Genomic DNA, 23,816 nt, shown 5'->3' with positions numbered 1-23,816 from the left:
GTTCTGCCGTACTCTCCTGGCCGTCCCCACCCCTCGTCCTTTTCGACGGCGCCCTTCCCCCCCCCCCCCCCCTCCTCCCCCCCCCTCCCCCCCCCCCCCCCCCCCCCCCCCCCAGACCCGGCCACGAGGACTGGGTCACGGACGTCCTCGCGCCCGCCTGGCGCGTACAGGCCGTCCAGGAGACCGCGCTGCCCGCCGAGTCGGCGCGCTGGTGGGCCACCCGCAAGACCGTCGAGTTCGCCGCCGCCATCCCGGACGCGACCGTGCTCTACCAGCTGGTGGCATCCGTGCGCAGAGAGGAGTGCCGCTGGTGCGGCCTCGAACTGATCGGTGACCGCTGCGCGTTCTGCTCCGCCGCCGTGGAGCGCGCCGAGCCGCCCGGACCGCGCGCAGCCGCCCTCGCACCATCCGTACGAGCCGCCCTGACCAGCCGGTAGGCCGCCGACCAGCGAGCCGCCGACGCCCCGCCGGCCCACGTCCCCGAACGAGGTTGCCCGTCCCATGAATTCACGCCAGCGCCGCGGAGTCATCCTGCTGCTCCTGTCGGTCCTGTGTGCCGTCGGCGCGTTCGTCGGGGTGTTCTCCGTCCTCCACGACGTGGAGTCGAAGGTCGGCCCGGAGACCACGGCGTACCGGCTGAAATCGGATATGCCCGCTTACAAGGCCCTGGACACCGGCCAGTTCGAGCGGATATCGATGCCCAAGCGCTGGCTCCCGGCCACCGCCGTCACCGACCTCGGCGACCTGCGCGGCAAGATCGCCGTCACACCGCTGCGCAAGGGCTCGCTGCTCCAGGACGACATGATCGTCTCGCGGCCCGCGCTCCGGCCCGGCCAGCAGGAGATCGCCATCATGATCGACGCGGCGACCGGCGTGGCCGGGAAGCTCAACCCCGCCGACAAGGTCAACATCTACGCGACCTTCGACGGCAAGGAACAGGGCACCAAGCCCGTATCCAAGATCATCGTCAGCGGCGCGCAGGTCCTGGCCGTCGGCAAGCTCACGGCGCTCGACCCCAACACCGACCACAGCTCCAACCCCACCACCCGGCGCGCCGGGGAAGCGGTCCCCATCACCTTCGCCCTGGACACCAAGGACGCCCAGCGCGTCGCGTACGCGGAGTCCTTCGCCTCCCACGTCCGCCTCGCCCTCGTCGCCCCCGGCGGCGACGACACGATCAGCCCGGGCGACCGCACCTACACCCTCGACGGCGACAAGTAGAGGCAGGGGACACGGTGACGATCAGAATCCTCGCGGCCGTCGGCGACCCGGACGTCGCCCGCGCCATCAGCGGGACGCTCGGCCAGCTCCCCGGCGTCGAACCCATGGAGCCGGCCGACGACTCCGCCCGCCTCCTCGACGTCCTGGCGGCCCTGGCCGCCATAGCCGTCGAGGAGCTGCCCGAAGTCGTCCTGGTCCACGAACGGCTCGGACCCGTCCCGGCCCTGGAGGCCATCCGCGAAGTCGCCCTGCGCTTCCCGGCCGTCGGCGTCGTCCTCGTCACCGCCGACGCCGGACCCGCCCTCTACTCCGCCGCCATGGACTCCGGCGCGCGCGGCATCGTCGCGCTCCCCCTCTCGTACGACGAACTCGGCACCCGCGTCCAGGCCGCCGCGCACTGGGCGACAGGTGTCCGCCGCCACCTGGGCGCCGGCCCCGAGGGGGCTCCCGCCGGGGCCGGGGGGCGGCTCGTCGCGGTGATCGGCGCGAAGGGCGGCGTGGGCACCACGGTCACGGCCGTACAGCTCGCGCTCGCCGCGCACTCGGCGGGCCGCAGCGTGGCGCTCGTCGACATGGACCTCCAGTCCGGCGACATCGCCTCCTATTTGGACGTCCAGTTCCGCCGCTCCATCGCCGACCTGGCCGGCATCAGCGACATCTCGCCGCGCGTCCTCCAGGACGCCGTCTTCCCGCACCCCACGGGGCTCGCCCTGCTGCTCGCACCGGGGGAGGGGGAGCGCGGCGAAGAGGTCGGCGACCTCGCCGCCCGGCAGATCATCGGCGCCCTGCGCGCCCGCTACGACCTGGTCGTCATCGACTGCGGCACCCAGATCACCGCCGCGGGCGCCGCGGTCGTCGAAGCCGCCGACCTCGCTCTCCTCGTCACCACCCCGGACGTGGTGTCCGTACGGGCCGCCAAACGCATGGTCCGGCTCTGGGACCGGCTCCAGATCCGCAAGGCGGAGGACACCACGACGGTCGTCAACCGCCACACCCGCGGCGCCGAGATCCAGCCCTCGCTGGTGGCCCGGACCACCGGCACCCGCACCGCCCGCACCCCGATCCCCGCGGGCTACAAGGAACTGCAACCGGCCGTCGACTCCGGCCGCATGCAGGACCTGGACGCCAAGTCGGCCGTCAGGCAGGCGCTGTGGGCGCTGGCCGGCGAGCTGGGCCTGATCGAGGCGCCGGACGGCGGCGGACGCCCCGCGCGCGGCGGCAGCCATGCCGACCGCTCCGCCGAGCGCGCGTCCGTGACGGCCGGGCTGCGGCGACGCCGGGCCATAGGGAGCGGCGGTGACGGCGAGGGAACGGGCGCGGACCAGCTCTCTCCCGTGCCCACCGGCAAGTTCCGCAAGCGCCTGGGCGGTGACCGGGGGCAGGTCGCCGTGGAGTTCGTGGGCGTACTGCCGCTGGTGCTGGTGGTGCTGGTGGTCGTCTGGCAGTGCGTCCTGGTCGGCTATACGTACTCACTGGCCGGAAACTCGGCGGACAAGGGAGCGCGCGCGGGCGCCACGGGAGGCGCGGCGGCCTGCTCCGGCGCGGCCCGCGAGGACCTGCCGGGGGCGTGGTCCGCGGGGACGGTCGACTGCGGCCCGGCCGGGGACATGGCGCGGGCGTCGGTGGACCTGAAGGTCCCGGTCCTCTTCCCCGGCGTACTCGACTGGCCATGGTCGGTACGGGGCTCGGCGGCGGCTCCCAGGGAGGACCCGCGGTCATGACGAGGGCTGAGCGGGTGGGGGGCGCCAGGGGCGGCTCGTACGGCGACGGGGCCGGACCTTGCCGCGGAAGGGGCGGGCCGGGGCGCCGCCGCCCCACCGGCCGCTCCCGCCCCGTCGGCCCCGCGCGTCGCTACCGGCGCTGCGACGTGCTCCGGGGGAGGCGTGGCCGACCGCACCGGGCCCACCGCGACCGGGGCTCCGCCGCGATCGAGTTCCTCGGGTTCCTGCCCCTGCTGCTCGTCATCGGGCTGGCCGCCATCCAGCTGGGCCTGGCCGCGTTCGCCGCGCAGCAGGCCGGGAGCGCGGCGCGGGCCGCGGCCCGTACGGCCACGCTCGACGACTCCCGGATGTCGCCCGGGGCCGCGGGCAAGGCCGCCGTGAGCGGCTGGCTGGCGAGCCGCACCGACGTCGGCGCGGCGCTGTGCGACGGCGGCGGGCAGACCACCGGCAGCGCCACCGTCGAGATCCCCGCCGTCCTCCCCTTCGACTTCGGTACGGCCACGCGCACCGCCACCATGCCCTGCCCCGCGGACCCCAGGAGCACCCCATGAGCCTACGGGCGCGAATCGCCGCCCCCGAAAGCCCCGCGGACGGGCGGGAGTCGAGCCATCTCGTCCCCGTCTACCGCGCGAAGCTCCTCGAAGAGATCGACCTCGCCGAGATGTCCTCGCTGGCGGCGGCCGAGCGGCGCAGCCGCCTGGAGCGCGTACTCGGCCACATCATCAGCCGCGAGGGCCCCGTCCTGTCCACCGTCGAACGCGACCGGCTGATCCGCCGCGTCGTCGACGAGGCGCTCGGCCTCGGCGTGCTCGAACCGCTCCTCGAAGACCCCTCCATCACCGAGATCATGGTCAACGGGCCCGACCAGATCTACGTCGAGCGGGCGGGGAGGGTCGAGCCGGTGCCCGTACGGTTCGCCTCGCACGAGCAGCTGATGCAGACCATCGAGCGCATCGTCTCCACCGTCAACCGCCGCGTGGACGAGTCGAATCCGATGGTCGACGCCCGGCTTCCCTCGGGCGAGCGCGTCAACGTCATCATCCCGCCGCTCGCCCTCAACGGCGCCACCCTCACCATCCGCCGCTTCCCGCGCGCGTACACGCTGCGCGAGCTGATCGGCATGGGCACGCTGGACGCGACGATGCTGACGCTGCTGGGCGCGCTCGTACGGGCCAAGTTCAACGTGGTCGTCTCCGGCCCGACGGGCTCCGGCAAGACCACCCTCCTGAACGCGCTCTCCGGCCTCATCCCTGAGGGCGAGCGCATCATCACCGTCGAGGACGCCGCCGAACTCCAGCTCCAGCAGGCGCACGTCATCCGCCTCGAATCGCGCCCGCCCAACGTCGAGGGCAACGGCCGCATCACCATTCGCGACCTCGTACGGAACTCCCTGCGCATGCGCCCCGACCGCATCATCGTCGGCGAGGTGCGCGGCGGCGAGACCCTCGACATGCTCCAGGCCATGTCCACCGGCCACGACGGCTCGCTCGCCACCGTGCACGCCAACAACGCCGAGGACGCGCTGATGCGGCTCCAGACGCTGGCGTCCATGTCCGAGGTGAAGATCCCGTACGAGGCGCTCCAGGACCAGATCAACAGCGCCGTCGACTGCATCGTCCAGCTCACCCGCGCCGCCGACGGGACACGGCGGGTCAGCGAGATCGCCATCCTCGACTCGCACGGGCACGAGGACTACCGCATCGCCACCGTCTCCCGCTTCGACGCCGAACCGATGGGCGCGGACCGGGTCGTACGCGGCCGGTTCGGCCACTTCCCGATCCCCGAGCGGGTCGCGGAACGGCTGCGGCTGGCGAACGAGCCCGTGCCGCCCGGCTTCGGCATCGCCGCGTTCCCCGCGGAGCTGCACACCAGAGAGGCGAGGCAGTTCCACACCAGAGAGGCAGGTCAGAGGTAGCCACCCATGGACGATCTCGGCAAACTCGCACAGCTGACGGTCGGCACCGCCCTGGTGTGCTGCGCGCTGGCCGTCGCGGGCGTGCAGGTGTACGCGGCCGGCAGGGCACAGCGCCGCGCGCTCATCGACCGCCTCACCGGGTCCCCGGCCCTGCCCCCGGCCGGCCGCGCACGGCACTTCGCGGCCTTCGACCGGCGGCTGCGCGCCACCCGCGCCGGCCGGCGGCTGACACGCCGCCTCGCCTCGACCGGGCTGGCGGTGACGCCCGGCGAGTTCACGGTGTACACGGCGGGGGCGGCGATCGGACTGTGGCTGGTGGCGGCGGGGGCGCTCGCGCCGTTCTTCGGACCGCTGGCCGCGATCGTCGCCGTCTGGTCGGCCTTCGCGTACCTCGGCTGGCAGCGGCGCAAGCGCATCGAGAAGTTCATCGGCCAGCTCCCCGAACTCTCCCGCATCCTCGCCAACGCCACCCAGGCCGGGCTGGCGCTGCGCACGGCGCTGAGCATGGCGGCCGACGAGATGGAGGCCCCGGCCGGCGAGGAACTGGCCAAGGTCTCCGACAAGCTGGCGATCGGGCACTCCATCGACGACGCGCTGGGCGAACTCGCGGAACGCCTGCCGTCCCGTGAACTGATCGTCCTGGTCACCACGCTGGTTCTGGCGAACCGCGCGGGCGGCGCGGTCGTCAGCTCGCTGCGCAACCTCACGCAGACGCTGGAGGAGCGCAAGGAGACGCGGCGGGAGGTCCGTACACAGCTTTCGCAGGTGACCGTGACGGCCTACGTCGTGCCGCTGATGGGCATCGGCACGCTGCTGCTGATGGACCGGATCGCGCCGGGCTCGATCGACCGGATGACGGCCTCGTTCCTGGGCAAGGCGGCGGTCGTGGCCGCATTCGGCCTGTACGGGCTCGGCTTCTTCCTCATCCGGCGCATGTCGAAGATCGACGTCTGAGGAGGCGGCGACCACCCATGGAACTCCTGCTGGCCCTGGTCATCGGCGTCTCCGTCGCGGGCATCTGCTACGGCATCGCCCTCTACCGCAGCGAGGTGAAACTCCCCGCCGACCTCGCCCTCGCGCTGGAGGTCGGCGCGACCCGCACGACGGTGGTCGGCTCCGCCGTGGACCGCCTCGGCATGCGGTACGCGCCCCTCGTGCTGCGCCTCATGGGGGACAAGCGGGTCGAGCGGGTCAGACGGCGCATCGACCGCGCGGGCAACCCGGGCGGCCTGACCGTCGACCGGTACGCGGCCCGGCGCGCGGTCTACGGCGGGCTGGGCTTCGGCGGCGCGCTGGTCATGCTCGTACAGGGCCGGCTGCTCCTGGCCCTGCTGCTGATCGCCTTCGGCCTCTTCTGGATCGAGGTCGGCATCTGGGCGGCGGTGCGCGAACGCCGGGACGCGATCGAACGGACGCTGCCCGACTTCCTGGACGTACTGGCGGTGGTGGTGAGCGCGGGGCTCAGTTTCCGCCAGGCTCTCGACCGCGTGTCCGAGAAATACGAGGGCCCGTGGTCCGACGAATTGCGCATCACCCTGCGTCAGATGGATCTCGGCGTAAGCCGCCGTCAAGCCTTTGAAGAGCTACGCAAACGCAATGACTCCGAGCAGGTCGCCCAGTTCGTCACCGCCTTGCAGCAGGGCGAGGACCTGGGTTCGCCGATCGTGGAGACGCTCATCAGCATCTCCAACGACATGCGCCGCACCGACGCCCAACTGGCCCGTAGGCGCGCCGCCCGGGCCGTGCCGAAGGCCACGATGGTCATCACGACCTTCATGGTCCCGGGAACGATGATCCTGCTCGTGGCGGGCTTCTTCCTGGGCTCCGGCATGGATTTCGGCTCCATCGCGGGGGATTGACCGCCAGCGCCTACCGAGAGGACCCCCACATGCCCCCCCTTCCGCCGCCCCGCCCCCTCCCCGCCTCCGCCCGCCCCTGCCGCTTCCCCGCCGCGCCCCGCACCGGTAGGAACTCGGCCGACTTGCGCCAAGCACCTTCGCGTCTGCAACCCCGTGTGGGACAGTCATGGACCGAGAACTCCTCCACGGGCGTGGCCGAGCGGGGGTGAGAACGATGAGCCGCGAGATGCGTAAGAAACGCATGGGGTCTGTGGTGTTCCAACTCCCCGAACGGGGAAGGGAATGGTGCCGGGTGCACTGTTCCGCGCCTGGTGTTTCGGCGTACTTTTCTCGTGTCACGAGCGGCATGACGGGGACGCACACCACGCGGACTGACTCGCCGGACCGGCCGAGGCGGCCCGGCCATGGAGGGGAACACGATGGGCAAGCGCTTCTGGGGAGTCCGGGTGATCCGGGGAGTTCGAGGAGTCCAAGGAGTTGGGGGAGTCCGAGGAGTTCGGGGAGTTCGGGGAGTTCGGGGATCGGCTCGGAGAGGCGACCGGGGCCAGACGTCGATCGAGTATCTGGGGATCATCGCGGTGGTGGTGGCGATCATCCTGGTGCTGACGACGACGGACTTCGGCACAATGATCGCGAGCGCCATCACCAACAAGATCAGCCAAATCACTGGCTGACCGCCGCGAAGTTCGTACGGATTCGCGGTGACCGGGGGCAGGCATTCCCGATCTACATCACAGCGGCGGCCGGCCTGCTCTTCCTGGCGCTGCTGTTCTTCGCCGTAGGACAGGCGGGGGCCGCGAAAGGCGGTGCCCAGACCGCCGCCGACGCATCGGCGCTCGCCGCGGCCCAGAGCTACCGGGATCAAGTGCGCACCACGCTCATCGAGGCAATCGGCGGCGGCGCCCCATGGGACGACATCGTTCGCGGCGACCGGCCCCCCTTCGGGCAGGAATGCGCCGACGCCGCCGAGTTCGCCGCGGCGAACGGCGCTCAAGTAAGCGCCTGCGACGCGGCCGGCCCGCCCGTGTCGTTCACGGTCAGCGTCGAGTCGCTCAAGTCCGTGGGCAAGTCCGCTGTACCGGCCACGGAGACCACCCACGCGAAAGCCACGGCGAAGGCCGTCGTCAGGCCCCGTTGCAGCGTCATCGCGAGCGAGCCGCCGCCCGAGCCGAAACCGAGCGGCGAGGGCAGGGACACGGACGAAGAGAAGGGCGATGGCAAAGGCGAGGAAGGCGACAAGGGCGCCGACGGCGGCGGGGCGGACAAGAAGCCGATCGAACTCTCCTGCTCCGACGGGAAACTGACCATCGACCCGGAGCACCTCGAATCCTTCCCGGCTGCCAAGGACCTCTTTACCGTGCATCTTGCCGACTGACCGTCGACCGACGAGCGAAGGAACGCCCCTCATGAGCAATCGGCACATGACGAAGGCCCGAAGGAGCGCGGCTGCCCTGGCCTTCGCGGCCGGTATGGCCCTCGCTGTGACCGGCTGTGGCGGTGACGGCTCCGGGCAGAAGTCCGAAGGCGGGTCATCCCGGAATTCCCCCGCTCCCCGGGGCGAAGGGAAGAACAAGCCCGCCGCCCAGGCGGCCGAGACGATCGGCGAGATCAAAGGGCCGGACGGCATCGCGGTCACCATCAACTCCGCGAAACGGGACAGCGGCGGATTCGTCACTGTGAACGCGACGGTCACGAACCACGGGGACAAGCCCTTCACGCCGCTCACTTGGCGATCCAAGGAGACGGAGATGAAGTCCCAGTCATCCGTGTCCGGGGCGTCCCTCATCGACTCCGCCGGGAAGAAGCGCTATCTCGTACTCCGCGACACGGACGGCGAATGCCTGTGCACGACGGGGCTGGTCAACATAAGGCCCAACGAGAGCCGCCCCATCTTCGCCCAATTCCCGGCCCCGCCGCCAAGTGTCACGCAAGTCGACTTCCAACTCCCCTCCATGCCCACCGTCGACATCAAGATCTCCGGATGAGCGTCCCCATGACCACGCCCCGGTCCACCCGCCACGGCACGCTCCTCACCGTCGCCCTCGCCACCACGCTCATGGCCGTGACCTGGCCGTTCTCGGTCGCCCGCGCCGACAGCGGCCCCGGCGCCCAGGCCGGCTCCAAGCCCCCGGTGAAGATCGACGGCACCGACCCGGACCTGAAGATGCGGGATGGTGCCAAACTCGCACCCGGCCGGGTCCTGGACATCAAGTCCGTCGTCGAGACCGACAACGGCGACGAACGCCGCGAGGACACCAACGTCAACGTCACCTTCGCCCTCCAGGCGGAAGTGCTCTTCGCGAAGGACAGCGACAAGCTCAGCAGCGAGGCCAATGCCCGTATCCGGGCCATCGCCGACGAGATCAAGAAACTGAACGCCACCAGCCTCCGCGTCTTCGGCTTCACCGACAACCTCGGCTCCGCCGCCCACGGCATCGTCCTGTCCAAACAGCGCGCCGACGCCGTCCAGCGCCAACTCGCCCAGGATCTGGGCTCGTCGTCCATCTCCTACCAGATCCGCGGCTACGGCGAGGGTTACCCCATCGCCGATAACTCCACCGAGGACGGCCGAAAGAAGAACCGTCGCGTAGAGGTCAGCTTCCCGCGCTCAAAGGGCTGACTGACGTTCTGACAGGTCTGACAGAGGGGAGCACGGCGGGTCGCAGGTGTCCCGCCATGTCACTGATGGCTCTGCGTCGCGCCCGGTGGGATCATGCAAGGGGAGTTGATCCCAAGTGCGATCTCTTGATATTTGTCGTCGATCTTCGCGGATTCGATCCCGATGAAGAACCCCTCCTTCGCCGGCCGTGCCTCCAGGATCATGCCCTGCTTCCCGGCCTTGTGCGGCCGTTCAGTGGTGATGGTGTACCCCTGGTCCACCAGGGTCTTTCGAAGTTTTTTCGCGGCCTCGTTGTGCTGCTCCGGAGGGACCGTCACCCACGCGCTGTACATCAATACGAATCTATCGTCCGTGGCCTCCTCACCGTTTTTACCCGTACACCCCAGAAAACTGACGTCCGGGTGACGTGAGTTGATGGGTTTACCTATTACTTTCGCCAGACGCTTGGTGAAATCGCGGGCCCAGTCCTGTGCGTGCTCCTGACTCATGCGGGGCAGTGGGTCGTTCTTGCCTTTTTCGCTGGCTTCGGACATGCATCCCCCCAGTGTCCATACGGCGATAGTCATCGCGATAATTGCGCGAGACGCTTTGAACGCGGCACCTCGGGCAGGGTTCCGATTGAGCATCACTTGATTCCTTGCGGGACATTGGGGAAGGGGTTCGGGATGTTTCCGGAGTAGTGATCCGGATTCCTGGCCGGGGTGGAGGAGATGGGCTCGCCAGTGATGATGCGTCCCTGGTTGGTCAGGCTTTCACTGGGTTGGCCTCCGGTGGAGTCCCAGTAGCCGCTATGCCCGCTGGTGTCCACTTTGAAGTGCTGTGCGCCAAACGTATCGTTCCGGGTGTCGCTTCCCAGGGCAGTGCCGGCGAAATTGTTGATGATGGGATCATCTTTTGCCGCGCCGATATATACGTGCTTGGGGTCGATATTCAGCTCCCTGGCGTGCTCCACCGTCATACCGGGGCTGCCGACCGCGATAATATTGTCGGCGCCCAGGCCATGCCCGCCTGCCGCTCCCGCGCCAACTGTCGTGGATCCATAACTGTGGCCTATGACAGTGAGGTTGCTATGGTGAATCCCTTGTGCGGCCCGCGTGCCCGCCGTAAAGTGTCGCAGCGCTTCCCCGCCTTCCTTGGCGCGATCCTGAGAGATGACTCCGATGTCTATATCAGAATCGGCCAATTTCTCGTTGGGCGGGTCATAGTCGAGCCAGGAAATTACCGCGGTTGATTCGTCGGGGTGAATCTTGTGTGCAGAGGCGCGGAGCGAATTGATCCGGTCTATCTCGCCCCCCGTCCCCCTGAGGTCCGAGTTGACCCCGGGAACCAGCACAGCGGTGTTCTTCGCGGTGTCGGGGTTGCCCATGGCGACGATGGCTCTGCCGTCGCCTTTGGGCCGGAGCTTCAGTAGATAGAGCTCTTTCCCCTTGGGCGCTCCGTCGGCGGCGTTGAGCTTCTCCTTGAGGGCTCGAAGTCCGTCCTGTTGCTTGTTGAACTCGTCGGTGTTGATGGCGTGGTCCGGCGGCGCCGGATTGAGGTACTGGTCCAGCAGAAGACGGTTGGCGTCGTCGCGGGCTACCGCCGGCAAGCCGTCCAGGGCGCCAATCTGTTTCGGGTACATCGCGATGTACGTCTGCTGCTCGTCGTGGCTGAGGCCCTTCCACCACTCGGCGTTCTCTTTGACGTCCTTGCCGTCCGGAATGCCGTACGCACCGATGCCCAAGTCCTTGGCCACGTCGCGCGCCTCTACTGCCGTCTGGCCGAGTGCGTCCTCCTCGTCCAGCAGTTGCGCCCGGACCTCACCGATCGCCTTTTCCCCGTCGTCGCTGGCCTTCTTCGCGTCTTTGATCGCCTGGTTGATGTTGTCCTGATGGCCTGTCATGGCCTTGGTGTAGTCAGGCAGCACCGTGGCCTGGTCAGGGTCGTGGCGGGCGTCGAGCAGCCATTGGGGCAGCGAGACCTGCCCTGTGGTGTCGTCGATGACGTAGTCGTCCTGCTCCGCGCTCTTGATGGCGTTCTTCAGGTCCGTCTGCGCCTGCTTCATCCTCACGCGGGTGGTGTCCAGGACCTGGGCTATCAGAATCGCATCCACATGCGCCGCCTCAAGCTGCCCCTGGAGGCTGTCCAGGACCGGCTTTCCCGCCTTGGCACTGTCTCCGTGCCACTTGGCCAAGGGGCCGGTGACGTGTCTGCGGTGGTCTCTGTGCGCGGTTTCGAGCTTGCCTGCCAGGGACTCCCAGGCCGAGGTGGCCGTCTCCAGGTCGGTGACGTCGAGCTTGAGCAGAAGGTGATAGGGAGTGCTCACCGCTTCAGGTCCCCCGAGAATGTGGTGTAAATGTCGTGGTCGTTCCATGTGTGCATGTCGGCGATGTCCCCGAGCAGGTCTCCGCTTCTGGCGATGCGCTTGCGCATGGCGCCCAGTGCCGTCTCCCATTCCTCGGCGCTCGTCTCCAACGCCTTCCCGAAAGACCAGCCTTTCAGGGAGCTCGCCGCGTCCTTGCTCTTGTTCACCGCCTTCTTCACGCGCGGTTCAAGGCCCCTGGCTATGCGGCCGGCGGCTCCAGCGCTTGCCCGCAGGTCATGCGGAGGGATACCCAGCTTGTCGCTCACGGCGCCCCCTATCTCTCTGCCGATGCCGCACAGGACATGGCGTAGCAATGACATCCGACCGGCCAACACGCGCACCTTTCAGTGGCGTTCGACTTTGTGATGGGTAGTCAACTCTCTCAGTTGGCATCCACTGACAGCACGGACGGCGTCCCTACGCGCATGAGTACGGATGCTCATGGACTCAGCACCTCCCCGCTGCTATCGCCGTCCGTGGCCGGGGACGTCACCCCGGCCAGTCTCTGTCCAGATGGGAGAGGGCGTCCTGGACGGAGCGGATGAAGAGGCGGGGGCGGTACAGGATGTCGTCGCGGGTGAAGCGCAGGAGCCGGCGGATCTGCGGGGAGGACGTGAGTTCGTTGAAGCGGATGGTGTCTTCCTGGTGTGCCGCTCTGGAGCCGTGCCACGTGAACCCCTCGATCTCCACCGCCAAGCCCTGTTCACGGAAAAGGAAATCCACCCGCCGGGTGCGACCCTGCGCTGTGACCACCTCGGCTTGGGAATCGGGGTGCAGACCCGCTTCGTGCATCTCCAACCGCGCCTTGGACTCCGCCGGTGAGCCCGACGACGGGTCGGCCAGGGCCAGGGCCCGTTGGGCTGTGCCGGTCCGGGCGCGGCGCGGCCCGGCGGTGAGGGCGTCCGCCACCTGCCGGAGGTCCGCCATCCCCCTGGCGAACACCGAGTCGGCCGCGATGACCGCCGCGTGGCGGGGGAGAGTGCGGAGCAGGTCGCAGATGGTCCGTACGACAGTGGTGACCCGGATGCCGTCGACGTCCGTGATCTCCTCCTCGGCCAGTGGAAGGCGGTGCACCCTCGTGCCGCACACCCTGACCGCCCCCGCCCCCGCGCCCGAGGCGTCTGTCAGCTCTATGGGGTGGGGCCCGTGCTCCACCTCGATGCGGTGGGCGGCTGCCGCCGTGCGGTGGCTGGCGGTCAGCCGCGGGCGCTGCAACTGAATGGCCCGGAGTCTCAGCCGTAGATCGATGTCCTTTCCGGGCGCCGCCCACGCGCCCCGGTACATCGCGGTCCAGCCCGCCCGGCGCAGCAGGCGCGTGGCGCGCGAGGAGTTGAGGCCGAAGGCTGCGGCCTGCGAGGAGAAGAGGATGCCGCCCTGAGCCATCGCCAGATCGTGCAGGGTGTCGTTGTCCGCCGTCATTGCTCAAGCACAGCGCACCTTCGCGGCCTCCGCGACCCCTGTGGATAACTCCGGCCGCACGACGCGGCACCACGCCACACGACGCGGCACCACCCCAGGGAGCTCCCCCGCCCCGGCCACCTGCCTCCAAGTCGGGGTGTCCGGCACCGTGCTCGGTGGGCAGGATGGGCCTACCGGGGGATATTGGTGAGGGAGGCGGAAATGAAGGGCCGCAAGAGGGCGTTGGCGATGGCGGGGATAGTGGTGACGGGCCTCGGGCTCTCCGCCGGGCCCGCCGGGGCCGCCGGCGTCGTCGATGCCGACGGCGGGGCGCCGGCCTCGTACCGGATGGCCCCGAACGTCGCACCCGTCCGGGGCTCGGCGGCAGGTGACGCCGGTCCGCGGCTGCGTCCCGGCGCCCACACGTACAGGGACAGCATCAAGCCGGGCGAGAAGAAGTACTACAGCGTCGGCCTGGACGCCGCCTCCAACGCGTATGTGTCGGCCGTCGCCGTGCCCCGGCCCGGTGCCACGATGGGGCTGCGGGACGGCATCGACGTCTCGCTCCAGACCGCCGACGGCATGCAGTGCGGCATCAGCCACCACCGTGCCTTCCTGACGACGGGCGGGGCGTACCCCGTCAGCGACTACGCGGACCGCGTGATCAAGCAGGGTGGGGCCTGCCAGACGGCGGGCACGTACCGCTTCGTCGTCGAACGCGGGGAGGCCGCGGGCGGGGACACCGCGGCCATGCCCGTCGAGCTCAAGTACGCCTCCGTGCCCCTGCGCAAGCAGCGGCAGACCGCGAAGCCGCCGGGCCCCGAGCCCGTCGCCCCGTCCGGAAGCGCGCCCTCCGGCACTGCTCGCAGCATCTCCGGCGGTACCGGATTCAACGACGCCCCTGCCACGCCGAGCGGAGTGTGGACGGACACCATCCGGCCCGGCGAGACGCGCTTCTACCGTGTTCCCGTCGACTGGGGGCAGCGGCTCTACGCCGACGCGGAGTTCGGGGCGACGGCATCAGGGGGGTCCGCGGGGAAGGCATACGTGATCAACGGTGTGCGGATGGGTCTGAACAACACCGCGCGCGGCTACGTCGCCAACAAGACCGTCGGCTACCAGGGCAGACCCGCTGCCCTCTCCCTCGACACCGTCCCCGCCGACCCCGGCAACGCCTCCGGAGCCGCGCTCGCCGAATCGGCCAAGGCCATGCGGTTCGCCGGTTCGTACTACCTCCAGGTCAGCGTCAACCCCAAGGTCGCGGACGGGGGTTCGGGAGCCATCCCCGTCACGCTCCGGATCGACGTCACCAAGGGCGGCGAACCGAGGCCGACGCACAGCGCGACCGCCGGCGGCGGCGCCGCCCCGGGGGCCGGTGCCGGACAGCAGTCGGTCGGGGCGAGCGGCCGGAGCGGCGGGTTGCGGGTCGTCGGGTACGCGGGGGTCAGCACCGGTTCCGCGCTGCTGCTCGGGCTCGGCGGCTGGGCGGTCGCGGCGCGCCGCCGGGCCCGGGCTTAGCCCACGGACGCGGGCGGAAGGGCCCCGTTGACGCGCGCCGGTCAGGCGCGAACCGCTACGCGCACCCCCGCGTGCAGGCCCCAACGGGCCATCGCGCCCGCCTCCGCCTCCAGGATGTGGCGGGAGCGCGGGCGGGGTACGCCGAGACGCCCGGGGCGCATGGTGCGTACGGCCAGGACGGTCAACTCCCGGTCGAGGTAGGCGACGTCGATGGGGAACCGCATCCGGAAGGTGTGCACGCTCGTGGCGGGGGTGAGGAGCAGCGCGCCCCCGATGCCGTCACGGCCGAGCAGCCCGCGGGTACGGGCGCGGTACGACGCGGCGATTTCCAATGGCACTGCCACGTCGGGAAGATGAAGTTGGGATTTGCCGTCCTGCCAGCGGGCCATGGCATTCGTTCTATCAGACGGTCACGCCGCGCACCGGGTCCGTAGGCTCGGTTCGTGCACGCGCTGCTGCTGTTCCTCGCCCTGCTCTACGGCGCCGTCGCGGGGGCGCTCCTGCCGCGGCCCCTGTACCGGCTCGCCGTGGAGCCCGGTCGGCCGTGGCGTTCGGCGTGCCCGCGCGGGCACCCGATCGCGGGATGGGCGGGACGCGCGGTGTGCCCGCGGTGCCCGGTGGGCTTACGGGCGTACGGACCGGGGCCGTGGCGGTGGGCCGTGGCCACCGCCGTCGTGTGCGCGGCACTGGCGGCCGCGGTGGGGGCGCGGCCCGAGCTGGCGGTGTGGCTGCTCGCCGCTCCGGTCGGGGCGGTGCTGGCCGGGGTGGACCGGGCGGTGCGGCGGCTGCCGGACGTACTCACGCTTCCGCTGGCCGCCGGGGTGGCGGCGCTGCTGGGGCTGACCGTGCCGGTCCCCGGCGCCGCCGGGTCGTGGACGGGGGCGCTGCTGGGCGGGGCGGCCCTGGCCGGCGGGTATTTCGTGCTGTTCCTCATCAACCCGAGCGGTATGGGCTTCGGCGACGTGAAGTTGGCCATCGGGCTGGGGTGCGCGCTGGGCTGGTACGGCTGGAGCGTGCTGTTCGCGGGCGCGTTCCTCGGGTTGCTGCTGGGGTCGGTGTACGGGGTGTGGCTGATGGTGTCGGGGCGCGGGCGGCGCGGTACGACGATGGCACTGGGCCCGTACATGATCGCCGGTGCCTGGCTGGGGCTGCTGCTGGGCGGGGCGACGGTGTGACCGGAGTGACTGTTCGGCCGGGGGCGACTGTTCGGTCGGGCCGGCGGTTTGACCGAGACGGCGGTTTGACCGGGGCGGCGGGCGGCGCCGGTCGCACGGGGCGTCGACAGTGCGCTCCCGGGCGCGGGGCCGGGACGCCGGGCGTGGGCGGCGAAAGTCCTATAGGAGTCGCGGGGCGAACGCATGAACGCCTTGGATGTCCTGGTTGCGACTGAATTCGGCGCGGAGTAAACGAATTGCCGCATAAGGTAGTTCATACGGGCGTATGTGCCCTACAGTCGCTTACGCACTGCTCACACGCGACCGCTGGAAGTGCATCGCGCGGGCCTGCCTGGAATCTCCTGCCCTGGGAGAGGCGGACCCGCGTCAGGGAGACGAGCCACCAGCTGTCGCACGTGTGACGTCAAGGCGATGATGACGATGGGGGACGCTCTCGGGTGGGACGGCTGAAGGGGGCGCCGCGCGGGCCCGTTCTACGGCGTACGCCCTTCGGTGGCCGGGCGGGCGAGGGGTGAACCCGCCCCCGCGGAGCGCCCGGCGAAGATCGACTACGGCCCGGTCCGTCAGCGCGACACGCGCCGTCACCCGCGTCGATGCGCGGAGCACGTCCTCCGAGCGGTTATGGTGGAACCCCCCCCTCGGGCCGGTCCGTAACCCCCCCCCCACGGACCGGCCCGCTTTTTATGGGCCCCTGGTCAAGCCTCCTTTTTGCGACCCGCCCGCCCCGACGGCGACTCACCCGGTGCTCACCGCATGGGAGTCGATCTCCGCCAGCTCCTCCGAGGTCAGCTCCGGCGCGCCGAGCGCCGCCACGTTCGCCTCCAGCTGCCGCACGCTCGACGCGCCGATCAGCGCCGAGGTCATCCGCTCGTCGCGCAGCACCCAGTTCAGCGCGAGCTGGGCCAGCGACTGGCCGCGCCGCTTCGCGATCTCGTTCAGCCCGCGCAGCCGCCCCACGACCTCGTCGGTGAGCGCCTTCGGGTCCAGCGTCTTGCCCTGCGCGGCGCGCGAGTCGGCCGGGATGCCGTCCAGGTACTTGTCGGTCAGCATCCCCTGCGACAGCGGTGCGAAGGAGATGCAGCCCATGCCCTCCGCCTCCAGCGTGTCGAGGAGCGAGTCCTCCTCGGTCCAGCGGTTGATCATGGAGTAGGAGGGCTGGTGGATCAGCGCCGGCACGCCCATGTCGCGCAGCAGCCGCGCCGCTTCACGGGTCTGCTCGGAGGTGTACGAGGAGACGCCCGCGTAGAGCGCCTTGCCCTGCTGGACGGCGGACGCGAGCGCGCCCATCGTCTCCTCCAGCGGCGTCTCGGGGTCGAATCGGTGCGAGTAGAAGATGTCCACGTAGTTGACGCCCATGCGCTGGAGCGACGCGTCGAGCGAGGACAGCAGGTACTTCCGGGAGCCCCACTCGCCGTACGGACCGGGGTGCATCTGGTAGCCGGCCTTGGTGGACAGGACGAGCTCGTCGCGGTAGGCGCGGAAGTCCTGGGCGAACAGCTTGCCGAAGTTCAGTTCGGCCGAGCCCGCGGGCGGGCCGTAGTTGTTGGCCAGGTCGAAGTGGGTCACGCCCAGGTCGAAGGCGCGGCGCAGGATCGCGCGCTGCGACTCCAGGCCGCGGTCGTCGCCGAAGTTGTGCCACAGGCCGAGGGAGATCGCGGGGAGCTTGAGGCCGCTGCGGCCCGTACGCCGGTACTCCATGGCGTCGTAGCGTTCGCCGGCGGCGCGGTAATGCGAGGGGTCAGTCATGTTGATCTGCCTATCACGGAGTTGTGACAGGGCGGGTTGGGTGAGGGCCGTGTGCTGGCAGTAGGGTTGCGCCCTCGGGGCGATTGCCATGCACGGAGGGGCTAAAAGACGTGAACTTGCGCGACCTGGTGTACGGGCTCTACGCCCGCCGGGTGGAGAACCGCCTCGACCACGCCCAGGTGCCCAAGCACATCGGCGTGATCCTCGACGGCAACCGCCGCTGGGCGCGGGCCGACGGCCGTACGACCGAACAGGGTCACCAGGCGGGCGCCGACAAGATCAAGGAACTGCTGGGCTGGTGCGCCGAGACCGACGTCGAGGTCGTCACGCTCTGGCTGCTGTCCACGGACAATCTCGACCGGCCCGAGGACGAACTGCTCCCGCTGCTGGGCATCATCGAGAACACCGTGCGCGGCCTCGCCGCCGACGGGCGCTGGCGCGTCCATCACGTGGGCACCCTCGACCTGCTGCCCGAGCGCACCCAGACCGTGCTCAAGGAAGCCGAAGAGGCGACTTACGACAAGGGCGGCATACTCGTCAATGTCGCCGTCGGCTACGGCGGGCGGCAGGAGATCGCGGACGCGGTGCGCTCGCTGATCCTGGAGGCGGCGGAGCGCGGCAGTTCGTTCTCCGAGCTCGCCGAGATCGTCGACGTCGAGCACATCTCCAAGCACCTCTACACGCGCGGCCAGCCCGACCCCGACCTGGTGATCCGCACCAGCGGCGAACAGCGGCTGTCCGGCTTCATGCTCTGGCAGAGCGCGCACTCCGAGTACTACTTCTGCGAGGTCTTCTGGCCCGCTTTCAGGAAGGTCGACTTCCTGCGCGCGCTGCGCGACTACGCGGCGCGCCATCGCCGCTACGGCGGCTGACGGCCGCCCAGCGGCGCGGCACGGGACGGGGAATGCCGGCCGGTGCGCGGGTGACCCGTCCGGTCGTACGGGCCTCCGTACGGACTACGGCGTACGGGCTCCGCACGAAGCGGCCAGCGCGGTGATCGAATCGTTCACCTGCTCGTCGCATATGCCGTTGCATGGTCGCGCACGTTAGAGGGAATATCCCTGTCAGGTCGACGGTCTGTCCAAGATCGCCGAACTGCCAGTGGGCGGCATGGGGCCGCCTGCCCGGGAGGCCCTTTGCAAACGGACGACCGTGCGGATCGTACGGACGACGCGGAGGGCCGGCGTCCGGCCCTCGTAGGGCCAGGACCCGGTCCATTCCCGCGCGACGACGTCGCACCCCGACCTCTCCCGAGGGGGTTCGTCCACCCGTGGTGACCAGCAAGAAGCGCCGTGAGCACGACCGGCGCACCTATGTCCTCGACACCAGCGTCCTGCTGGCCGACCCAGGTTCGATGTCCCGCTTCGACGAGCACGAGGTCGTGCTGCCCGTCGTCGTGGTCACCGAGCTGGAAGCCAAGCGGCACCACCCGGAGCTCGGCTACTTCGCCCGGCAGGCACTGCGCCTGCTGGACGGGTACCGGGTGCAGTTCGGGCGGCTCGACGCGCCGATCCCGATCGGCGAGTTGGGTGGGACGCTCAGGGTCGAGCTCAACCACTCCGACCCGGGCGTTCTCCCAGCGGGCTTCCGGCTCGGCGACAACGACTCGCGCATCCTGGCGGTCGCACGCAACCTCCAGGCAGAGGGGCACGACGTCACCGTCGTCTCCAAGGACCTGCCACTGCGCATCAAGGCGTCGTCCGTCGGGCTGCTCGCGGAGGAGTACCGCGCCGAGCTGGCGATCACCGACTCCGGCTGGACGGGGATGACCGAACTGGCCGTCACCGCCGAGCAGGTCGACGAGCTCTTCGCCGACGAGAGCGTGTCCGTCCCGGAAGCGGCCGAACTGCCCGTGCACACCGGACTGGTGCTCCAGTCCGAGCGCGGCAAGGCGCTCGGCCGGGTCGCGGCGGACGGCTCCGTCCGGCTGGTGCGGGGCGACCGGGAGGCGTTCGGCATCCACGGCCGCAGCGCCGAACAGCGCATCGCCCTCGATCTGCTCCTGGACCCGGACGTCGGCATCGTCTCCATGGGCGGGCGCGCGGGTACGGGCAAGTCGGCGCTGGCGCTCTGCGCCGGACTGGAGGCCGTGCTGGAGCGCCAGCAGCACCGCAAGGTGATGGTCTTCCGCCCGTTGTACGCGGTCGGCGGCCAGGAGCTGGGCTATCTGCCGGGCAGCGAGTCGGAGAAGATGAGCCCCTGGGCGCAGGCCGTCTTCGACACGCTCTCCGCGGTGACCAGCGCCGAGGTGATCGAAGAGGTGGTGGGGCGCGGCATGTTGGAGGTGCTGCCGCTCACCCACATCCGGGGCCGGTCGCTGCACGACGCGTTCGTGATCGTGGATGAGGCGCAGTCCCTGGAGCGGAACGTCCTGCTGACCGTTCTTTCGCGGATCGGCGCGAACTCGCGCGTCGTGCTGACCCATGACGTGGCGCAGCGCGACAATCTGCGGGTCGGCCGGTACGACGGCGTGGTCGCGGTCGTCGAGAAGCTCAAGGGCCACCCGCTCTTCGCACACGTCACGCTGAACCGGTCGGAGCGTTCGCCGATCGCGGCGCTGGTGACCGAAATGCTGGAGGACGGGCGGATCTAACGGAGTTCGCACCCCAGGACGCCGCGCGGCGGAGCGCAGGAGCTTAGCCGCGCGGCGTCCTGCTGCGCTGCCCTTTCCGTTAAACAGACCCGGCAAACGGGGTGTGAGCTTTCCCACGCAACCGGGAATTGCCTAGGAGCGTGGAGTTCCGGCAGAGTCTGGGTCCTGTCAGGCCCCGCATACGGCACACGAGCACCCCCAGCGGTGCGACACCACAAGAACTGAACAGCGTCGCCGTATGCCGCCCGAGTACCACGCGGACCTCCTTCACCGGAGGGCCCACCGGGCCCGCGCCTCCTGTGACCAGCCGGCCCCACCGCTCTTCGGGGACCGGGACCAATCGGAGGCCAGCGCCAGGGGCACGATTGCGTCCGCACGGTCACCTATGCGGGCGACGCTGGAAGGAAACCGTGTGAGCCGGATTTCGGTCCGGGGATTCGCCGTGGCATCCGCCACCGCGGTCACCACAGTCGGCGCCGTCGTCGGTGTCGCTTCGGGCGACGAGCAAGGCACGACCAACCCGGTCGAGGCCACCGCCGCCGATTCGACCATCCTCGCGGACATCCCCACTGGGCAGAACGTCCAGGCGCAGACCGCTTCCCTGACGCAGCAGGCGGACACCCAGTCCGCGGCCGCGGCGTCCGATGCCAAGAAGGCCGCCGAAGCAGCCGCCCGTAAGAAGGCTGCCAAGGACGCGCAGGCCAAGAAGGATGCCGCGGCTGAGAAGGCGAAGAAGGAGGCCGAGGAAAAGGCGAAGAAGGAGCACGAGAAGAAGGAAGAGGAGGCCAGCCGCTCCGGTGGCCACGACGACCTCTCCAACCTCTCCGCCAAGGGCTCCTACTCCACCGCCGAAGTCAAGGCCATGGCGCAGCAGATCGTCCCGGCCGACCAGTTCCAGTGCTTCAGCAACATCGTGAACAACGAGAGCACCTGGAACTACAAGGCCGTCAACGCGTCCTCCGGCGCGTACGGACTCGTGCAGGCGCTGCCCGGTACCAAGATGTCCTCCGCGGGCGCCGACTGGCAGACCAACCCGGCCACGCAGATCAAGTGGGGCCTGAGCTACATGAACGACCGCTACCACAGCCCGTGCGGCGCGTGGGCGTTCTGGCAGGCCAACAACTACTACTAAGCCGCTCCGCTCACCATCACTTCGCCCCCGACCTCAACCGGTCGGGGGCTTCGTGTGTCTTCAGGGGCGACACGTGCCGTGCCGGAGGCCAGGTCACGGGTAACGTCGACCCGTATGGCCGCGGGGAGTGGGGTAGAGGAAGAGAATGTCCAGATTGCCAGAGTGGGTCGGCGGCTTGGGGGCCGGGCTGTCGCGGCTCGCCGAGCGGTTGGAGCAGCAGCGCAGGGAGGCGTCTGAGGACGCCGAGCAGGGCCGGCCCGACCAGGAGGGTCCCCGGTACGGGACCGAGCGCACCGGCTCCGCGCCGCGGGAGGCCGCGCCGGCCGATGAGGGGGACGCGGCGTCCGACCGTACGGGCGCGTTCGCCGAGCCGACCCACGACCTCGCCGACGAGGCCCGGCTGAAACGGTTCGCCGCCTCGCGGGAGAAGGACCGGGACGAAGTGACCCCGGTAGACCCGCCGCGCGACGACGCCGAGCCGCACGAACCGGAACACGTTCCCCCGCCGCCCGCCTACGCCCCGGCCGTGGCGCCCCGGCCGGACCCGGTCGCCGCCGTCCCCTGGGGCATGCGGGTGGCCGCCGAGGTCGGCTGGCGCCTGCTGGTGCTGGCGGGGTCGGTGTGGGTGCTGATGCAGGTCATCAGCAATGTGCAGTTGGTGGTGCTCTCGTTCGTCGCGGGGCTGCTCATCACGGCGATGCTCCAGCCGACCGTGGCGCGGCTGAAGCGGCGCGGAGTGCCGCGCGGCCTCGCCACCGCCATCGTGTTCATCGGCGGCTTCGTCGTCATGGGGCTGGTCACCTGGTTCGTGGTGTGGCAGGTGACGGAGAACATCGACGACCTCACGTCCAAGGTGCAGCACGGCATCACGGACCTGAAGCACTCGCTCCTCGACAGCCCGTTCCATGTCACCGAGGACCAGATCAACAACATCGCCGACAACCTGAGCAAGGCCATCGGCACCAACTCCAAGGACATCACCTCGGCCGGCATCGAGGGGGTGCAGGTCGTCATCGAGATGTTCACCGGCATCCTGCTGACGATGTTCTCCACCCTCTTCCTGCTCTACGACGGGCCGAAGATCTGGGGCTGGCTCCTCAAGCTGCTGCCGGGCGCCGCCCGTGAGGGCGTCGCGGGCGCGGGCCCGCGGGCGTGGGCGACGCTCACCGCGTATGTGCGTGGCACGGTGATAGTGGCCCTGATCGACGCGATAGCCATCGGCATCGGGATCTACTTCCTGGAGGTGCCGATGGCGGTGCCGCTGGCCGTGTTCATCTTCCTGTTCGCCTTCATCCCGATGGTGGGCGCCGTCGTCTCGGGCGCGCTCGCGGTGATCGTGGCGCTGGTGACGCACGGGGTGTTCACGGCGGCGATGGTGCTCGTGGTGGTTCTCGCCGTGCAGCAGATCGAGGGCCACATCCTGCAGCCCTTCATCCTGGGCCGCGCGGTGCGCGTCCACCCGCTGGCCGTGGTCCTCTCCGTCGCGACGGGCTCGCTGATCGCGGGCATCGGCGGCGCGGTGGTCGCGGTGCCGCTGGTGGCGGTGACGAACACGGTGGTCGGTTATCTGCGCGCGTACTCCAAGGAGCAGGCGCTGCGCGCCGCCCCGCAGTCGCACGCGCCGACGCCGGCGGACCGGGCCCCGGCGGCGGACCGGCCCTCGGCGGCGGACGGAGCCGGAGTCGCGAGGGCGAGGGAGTAAGGACCGGGGAAGCAGGGACGGGCGGCCTCTCCCGGGCATCTCCGGGCGGGGCCGCCCGTCGTATGTATCCGTCGGGCAGTTGTACTGGTCGGGCCATGGCGCTGTACGTACGGCCCGTGAGCCCTGGGGCCCGCGCGCACTGGTCCCCAGGGCCCACGGGCCGTACGTACGGAACACACGGGCCGTACGTACGGAAGCTGAGCCTCCACATCCCCTGTGCGCGGCGCGGAAGCGTACGGCCGCCACGGCGGCCGTACATGCGAAAAGGGGCGGTCCCGCCAGCGTCGCGCTGGTGGGACCGCCCCTCGCCGTTGAGCTGTACGCGGATGCGCCGCCCGTCAGCCGTTGAGGACGGCCTCGGAGTCGAGCGTGGCGCCGACGGCCTGCAGGACGGCGGCGATCTTGAACGCCTCCTGGATCGTCTCGCGGTCGACGCCGGCCTTGCGCAGCACCTGCTCGTGCGAGTCGAGGCACATGCCGCAGCCGTTGATCGCGGAGACCGCGAGCGACCACAGCTCGAAGTCGGCCTTCTCCACGCCCGGGTTGCCGATGACGTTCATCCGCAGGCCCGCGCGCAGGTTGCCGTACTCCGGGTCCGACAGCAGGTGCCGGGTCCGGTAGTAGACGTTGTTCATCGCCATGATGGCGGCGGCCGACTTGGCCGCGGTGTATGCCTCGGCGGAGAGGTTGGCCTTGGCCTCCGGCTCCAGCTCCTTGAGCACGCGCGGCGAGCGCGAGGCGATGGCGCAGGCGAGCACCGTGCCCCACAGCTGCTGCTTGGGCAGCTCGGAGTTGCCGATCACCGAACCGAGGTTCAGCTTCAGGTCCTTGGCGAAGTCCGGTACGGCGGACTTCAGTTCATCGAGTGCCAT

The 23,816-nt window shown here is 70.1% G+C and carries 22 protein-coding genes and 2 pseudogenes; 17 read left to right on the top strand and 7 right to left on the bottom strand.

Going from position 1 to position 23,816, the window contains the following annotated elements; genetic code table 11:
- From AC07AB_RS16055 to AC07AB_RS16005, 11 genes and pseudogenes are all read left to right on the top strand, one after another.
- A pseudogene (locus AC07AB_RS16055) lies at positions 1-437 on the top strand (hypothetical protein); the annotation flags it as partial.
- Positions 438-501: 64 nt separating this feature from the next.
- Entirely contained in the window at positions 502-1,221 is a 720-nt protein-coding gene (gene cpaB, locus AC07AB_RS16050) for a Flp pilus assembly protein CpaB (protein ID WP_478566264.1), read from the top strand.
- Positions 1,222-1,235: 14 nt separating this feature from the next.
- Positions 1,236-2,942 carry a CpaE/TadZ family protein gene (locus AC07AB_RS16045; protein ID WP_478566261.1) on the top strand — a complete coding sequence of 569 codons (1,707 nt, stop codon included), beginning with the start codon at positions 1,236-1,238 and terminating at the stop codon, positions 2,940-2,942.
- The gene (locus AC07AB_RS16040) at positions 2,939-3,493 is read left to right on the top strand and encodes a TadE/TadG family type IV pilus assembly protein (RefSeq protein WP_478566258.1); all 555 of its coding nucleotides are present in this window, start codon (positions 2,939-2,941) and stop codon (positions 3,491-3,493) included. Before AC07AB_RS16045 ends, AC07AB_RS16040 begins: the two co-directional genes overlap by 4 nt.
- Entirely contained in the window at positions 3,490-4,857 is a 1,368-nt protein-coding gene (locus AC07AB_RS16035; RefSeq protein WP_478566255.1) for a CpaF family protein, read from the top strand. Before AC07AB_RS16040 ends, AC07AB_RS16035 begins: the two co-directional genes overlap by 4 nt.
- Before the next feature lie 6 nt (positions 4,858-4,863).
- Positions 4,864-5,811: a type II secretion system F family protein gene (locus AC07AB_RS16030; RefSeq protein ID WP_478566252.1), complete on the top strand. Its 948-nt coding sequence runs from the start codon at positions 4,864-4,866 to the stop codon at positions 5,809-5,811.
- Between the two features lie 17 nt (positions 5,812-5,828).
- The gene (locus tag AC07AB_RS16025; RefSeq protein ID WP_478566249.1) at positions 5,829-6,716 is read left to right on the top strand and encodes a DUF5936 domain-containing protein; all 888 of its coding nucleotides are present in this window, start codon (positions 5,829-5,831) and stop codon (positions 6,714-6,716) included.
- 670 nt (positions 6,717-7,386) lie between these two features.
- Positions 7,387-7,554 (top strand): annotated as a pseudogene (locus AC07AB_RS16020) (pilus assembly protein TadG-related protein); the annotation flags it as partial.
- A gap of 27 nt (positions 7,555-7,581) precedes the next feature.
- Positions 7,582-8,091 (top strand): hypothetical protein, encoded by a 510-nt coding sequence (locus tag AC07AB_RS16015; protein WP_478566331.1) that lies wholly within the window; start codon positions 7,582-7,584, stop codon positions 8,089-8,091.
- Between the two features lie 31 nt (positions 8,092-8,122).
- Positions 8,123-8,701 carry a hypothetical protein gene (locus AC07AB_RS16010; RefSeq protein WP_478566246.1) on the top strand — a complete coding sequence of 193 codons (579 nt, stop codon included), beginning with the start codon at positions 8,123-8,125 and terminating at the stop codon, positions 8,699-8,701.
- Positions 8,698-9,336, top strand: a complete 639-nt coding sequence (locus AC07AB_RS16005) for an OmpA family protein (protein ID WP_478566243.1) — start codon at positions 8,698-8,700, stop codon at positions 9,334-9,336. Before AC07AB_RS16010 ends, AC07AB_RS16005 begins: the two co-directional genes overlap by 4 nt.
- Before the next feature lie 59 nt (positions 9,337-9,395).
- Here the strand turns inward: AC07AB_RS16005 and AC07AB_RS16000 are convergent, their stop codons facing one another.
- The 4 genes from AC07AB_RS16000 to AC07AB_RS15985 all read right to left on the bottom strand — a co-directional run bounded on the left by AC07AB_RS16000 (position 9,396) and on the right by AC07AB_RS15985 (position 13,099).
- Positions 9,396-9,869, bottom strand: coding sequence for a hypothetical protein (locus AC07AB_RS16000; protein ID WP_478566240.1), 474 nt, complete (start codon positions 9,867-9,869; stop codon positions 9,396-9,398).
- Positions 9,870-9,961: 92 nt separating this feature from the next.
- Complete coding sequence (locus AC07AB_RS15995) at positions 9,962-11,641, bottom strand: alpha/beta hydrolase (protein ID WP_478566237.1); 1,680 nt, start codon at positions 11,639-11,641, stop codon at positions 9,962-9,964.
- A complete protein-coding gene (locus AC07AB_RS15990; protein ID WP_478566234.1) occupies positions 11,638-11,946 on the bottom strand; it encodes a hypothetical protein in 309 nt (102 codons plus the stop codon). The genes AC07AB_RS15995 and AC07AB_RS15990 overlap by 4 nt, the downstream gene beginning before the upstream one ends.
- Positions 11,947-12,169: 223 nt before the next feature.
- On the bottom strand, positions 12,170-13,099 hold the full coding sequence (locus AC07AB_RS15985; protein WP_478566231.1) for a hypothetical protein: 930 nt from the start codon (positions 13,097-13,099) through the stop codon (positions 12,170-12,172).
- Positions 13,100-13,300: 201 nt separating this feature from the next.
- Here AC07AB_RS15985 and AC07AB_RS15980 point away from each other — a divergent pair, with 201 nt between their 5' ends.
- On the top strand, positions 13,301-14,596 hold the full coding sequence (locus AC07AB_RS15980) for a hypothetical protein (protein WP_478566228.1): 1,296 nt from the start codon (positions 13,301-13,303) through the stop codon (positions 14,594-14,596).
- A 41-nt stretch (positions 14,597-14,637) separates the two neighbouring features.
- On the opposite strand, the gene AC07AB_RS15975 is transcribed toward AC07AB_RS15980, so the two are convergent.
- Positions 14,638-14,985, bottom strand: coding sequence for a DUF192 domain-containing protein (locus AC07AB_RS15975; RefSeq protein WP_478566225.1), 348 nt, complete (start codon positions 14,983-14,985; stop codon positions 14,638-14,640).
- 54 nt (positions 14,986-15,039) lie between these two features.
- On the opposite strand from AC07AB_RS15975, the gene AC07AB_RS15970 reads away from it, so the two are divergent.
- A complete protein-coding gene (locus tag AC07AB_RS15970; RefSeq protein WP_478566222.1) occupies positions 15,040-15,771 on the top strand; it encodes a prepilin peptidase in 732 nt (243 codons plus the stop codon).
- Between the two features lie 735 nt (positions 15,772-16,506).
- Here the strand turns inward: AC07AB_RS15970 and mgrA are convergent.
- Positions 16,507-17,517, bottom strand: coding sequence for an L-glyceraldehyde 3-phosphate reductase (gene mgrA / locus AC07AB_RS15965; RefSeq protein ID WP_478566219.1), 1,011 nt, complete (start codon positions 17,515-17,517; stop codon positions 16,507-16,509).
- Positions 17,518-17,627: 110 nt separating this feature from the next.
- On the opposite strand from mgrA, the gene AC07AB_RS15960 reads away from it, so the two are divergent.
- The 4 genes from AC07AB_RS15960 to AC07AB_RS15945 all read left to right on the top strand — a co-directional run bounded on the left by AC07AB_RS15960 (position 17,628) and on the right by AC07AB_RS15945 (position 22,944).
- Complete coding sequence (locus tag AC07AB_RS15960) at positions 17,628-18,389, top strand: isoprenyl transferase (RefSeq protein WP_478566216.1); 762 nt, start codon at positions 17,628-17,630, stop codon at positions 18,387-18,389.
- 398 nt (positions 18,390-18,787) lie between these two features.
- Positions 18,788-20,110, top strand: a complete 1,323-nt coding sequence (locus AC07AB_RS15955) for a PhoH family protein (RefSeq protein WP_478566213.1) — start codon at positions 18,788-18,790, stop codon at positions 20,108-20,110.
- A gap of 412 nt (positions 20,111-20,522) precedes the next feature.
- Positions 20,523-21,242 carry an aggregation-promoting factor C-terminal-like domain-containing protein gene (locus tag AC07AB_RS15950; protein ID WP_478566210.1) on the top strand — a complete coding sequence of 240 codons (720 nt, stop codon included), beginning with the start codon at positions 20,523-20,525 and terminating at the stop codon, positions 21,240-21,242.
- A gap of 145 nt (positions 21,243-21,387) precedes the next feature.
- On the top strand, positions 21,388-22,944 hold the full coding sequence (locus AC07AB_RS15945; RefSeq protein ID WP_478566207.1) for an AI-2E family transporter: 1,557 nt from the start codon (positions 21,388-21,390) through the stop codon (positions 22,942-22,944).
- A gap of 338 nt (positions 22,945-23,282) precedes the next feature.
- Here the strand turns inward: AC07AB_RS15945 and AC07AB_RS15940 are convergent, their stop codons facing one another.
- Positions 23,283-23,816 carry an alkyl hydroperoxide reductase gene (locus AC07AB_RS15940; RefSeq protein ID WP_478566204.1) on the bottom strand — a complete coding sequence of 178 codons (534 nt, stop codon included), beginning with the start codon at positions 23,814-23,816 and terminating at the stop codon, positions 23,283-23,285.

The sequence above is a fragment of the Streptomyces sp. NPDC044033 genome, from assembly GCF_056434425.1.
The sequence above is the reverse complement of the archived record's forward strand: the minus strand, read 5'-3'. Positions and strand labels throughout refer to the sequence as shown.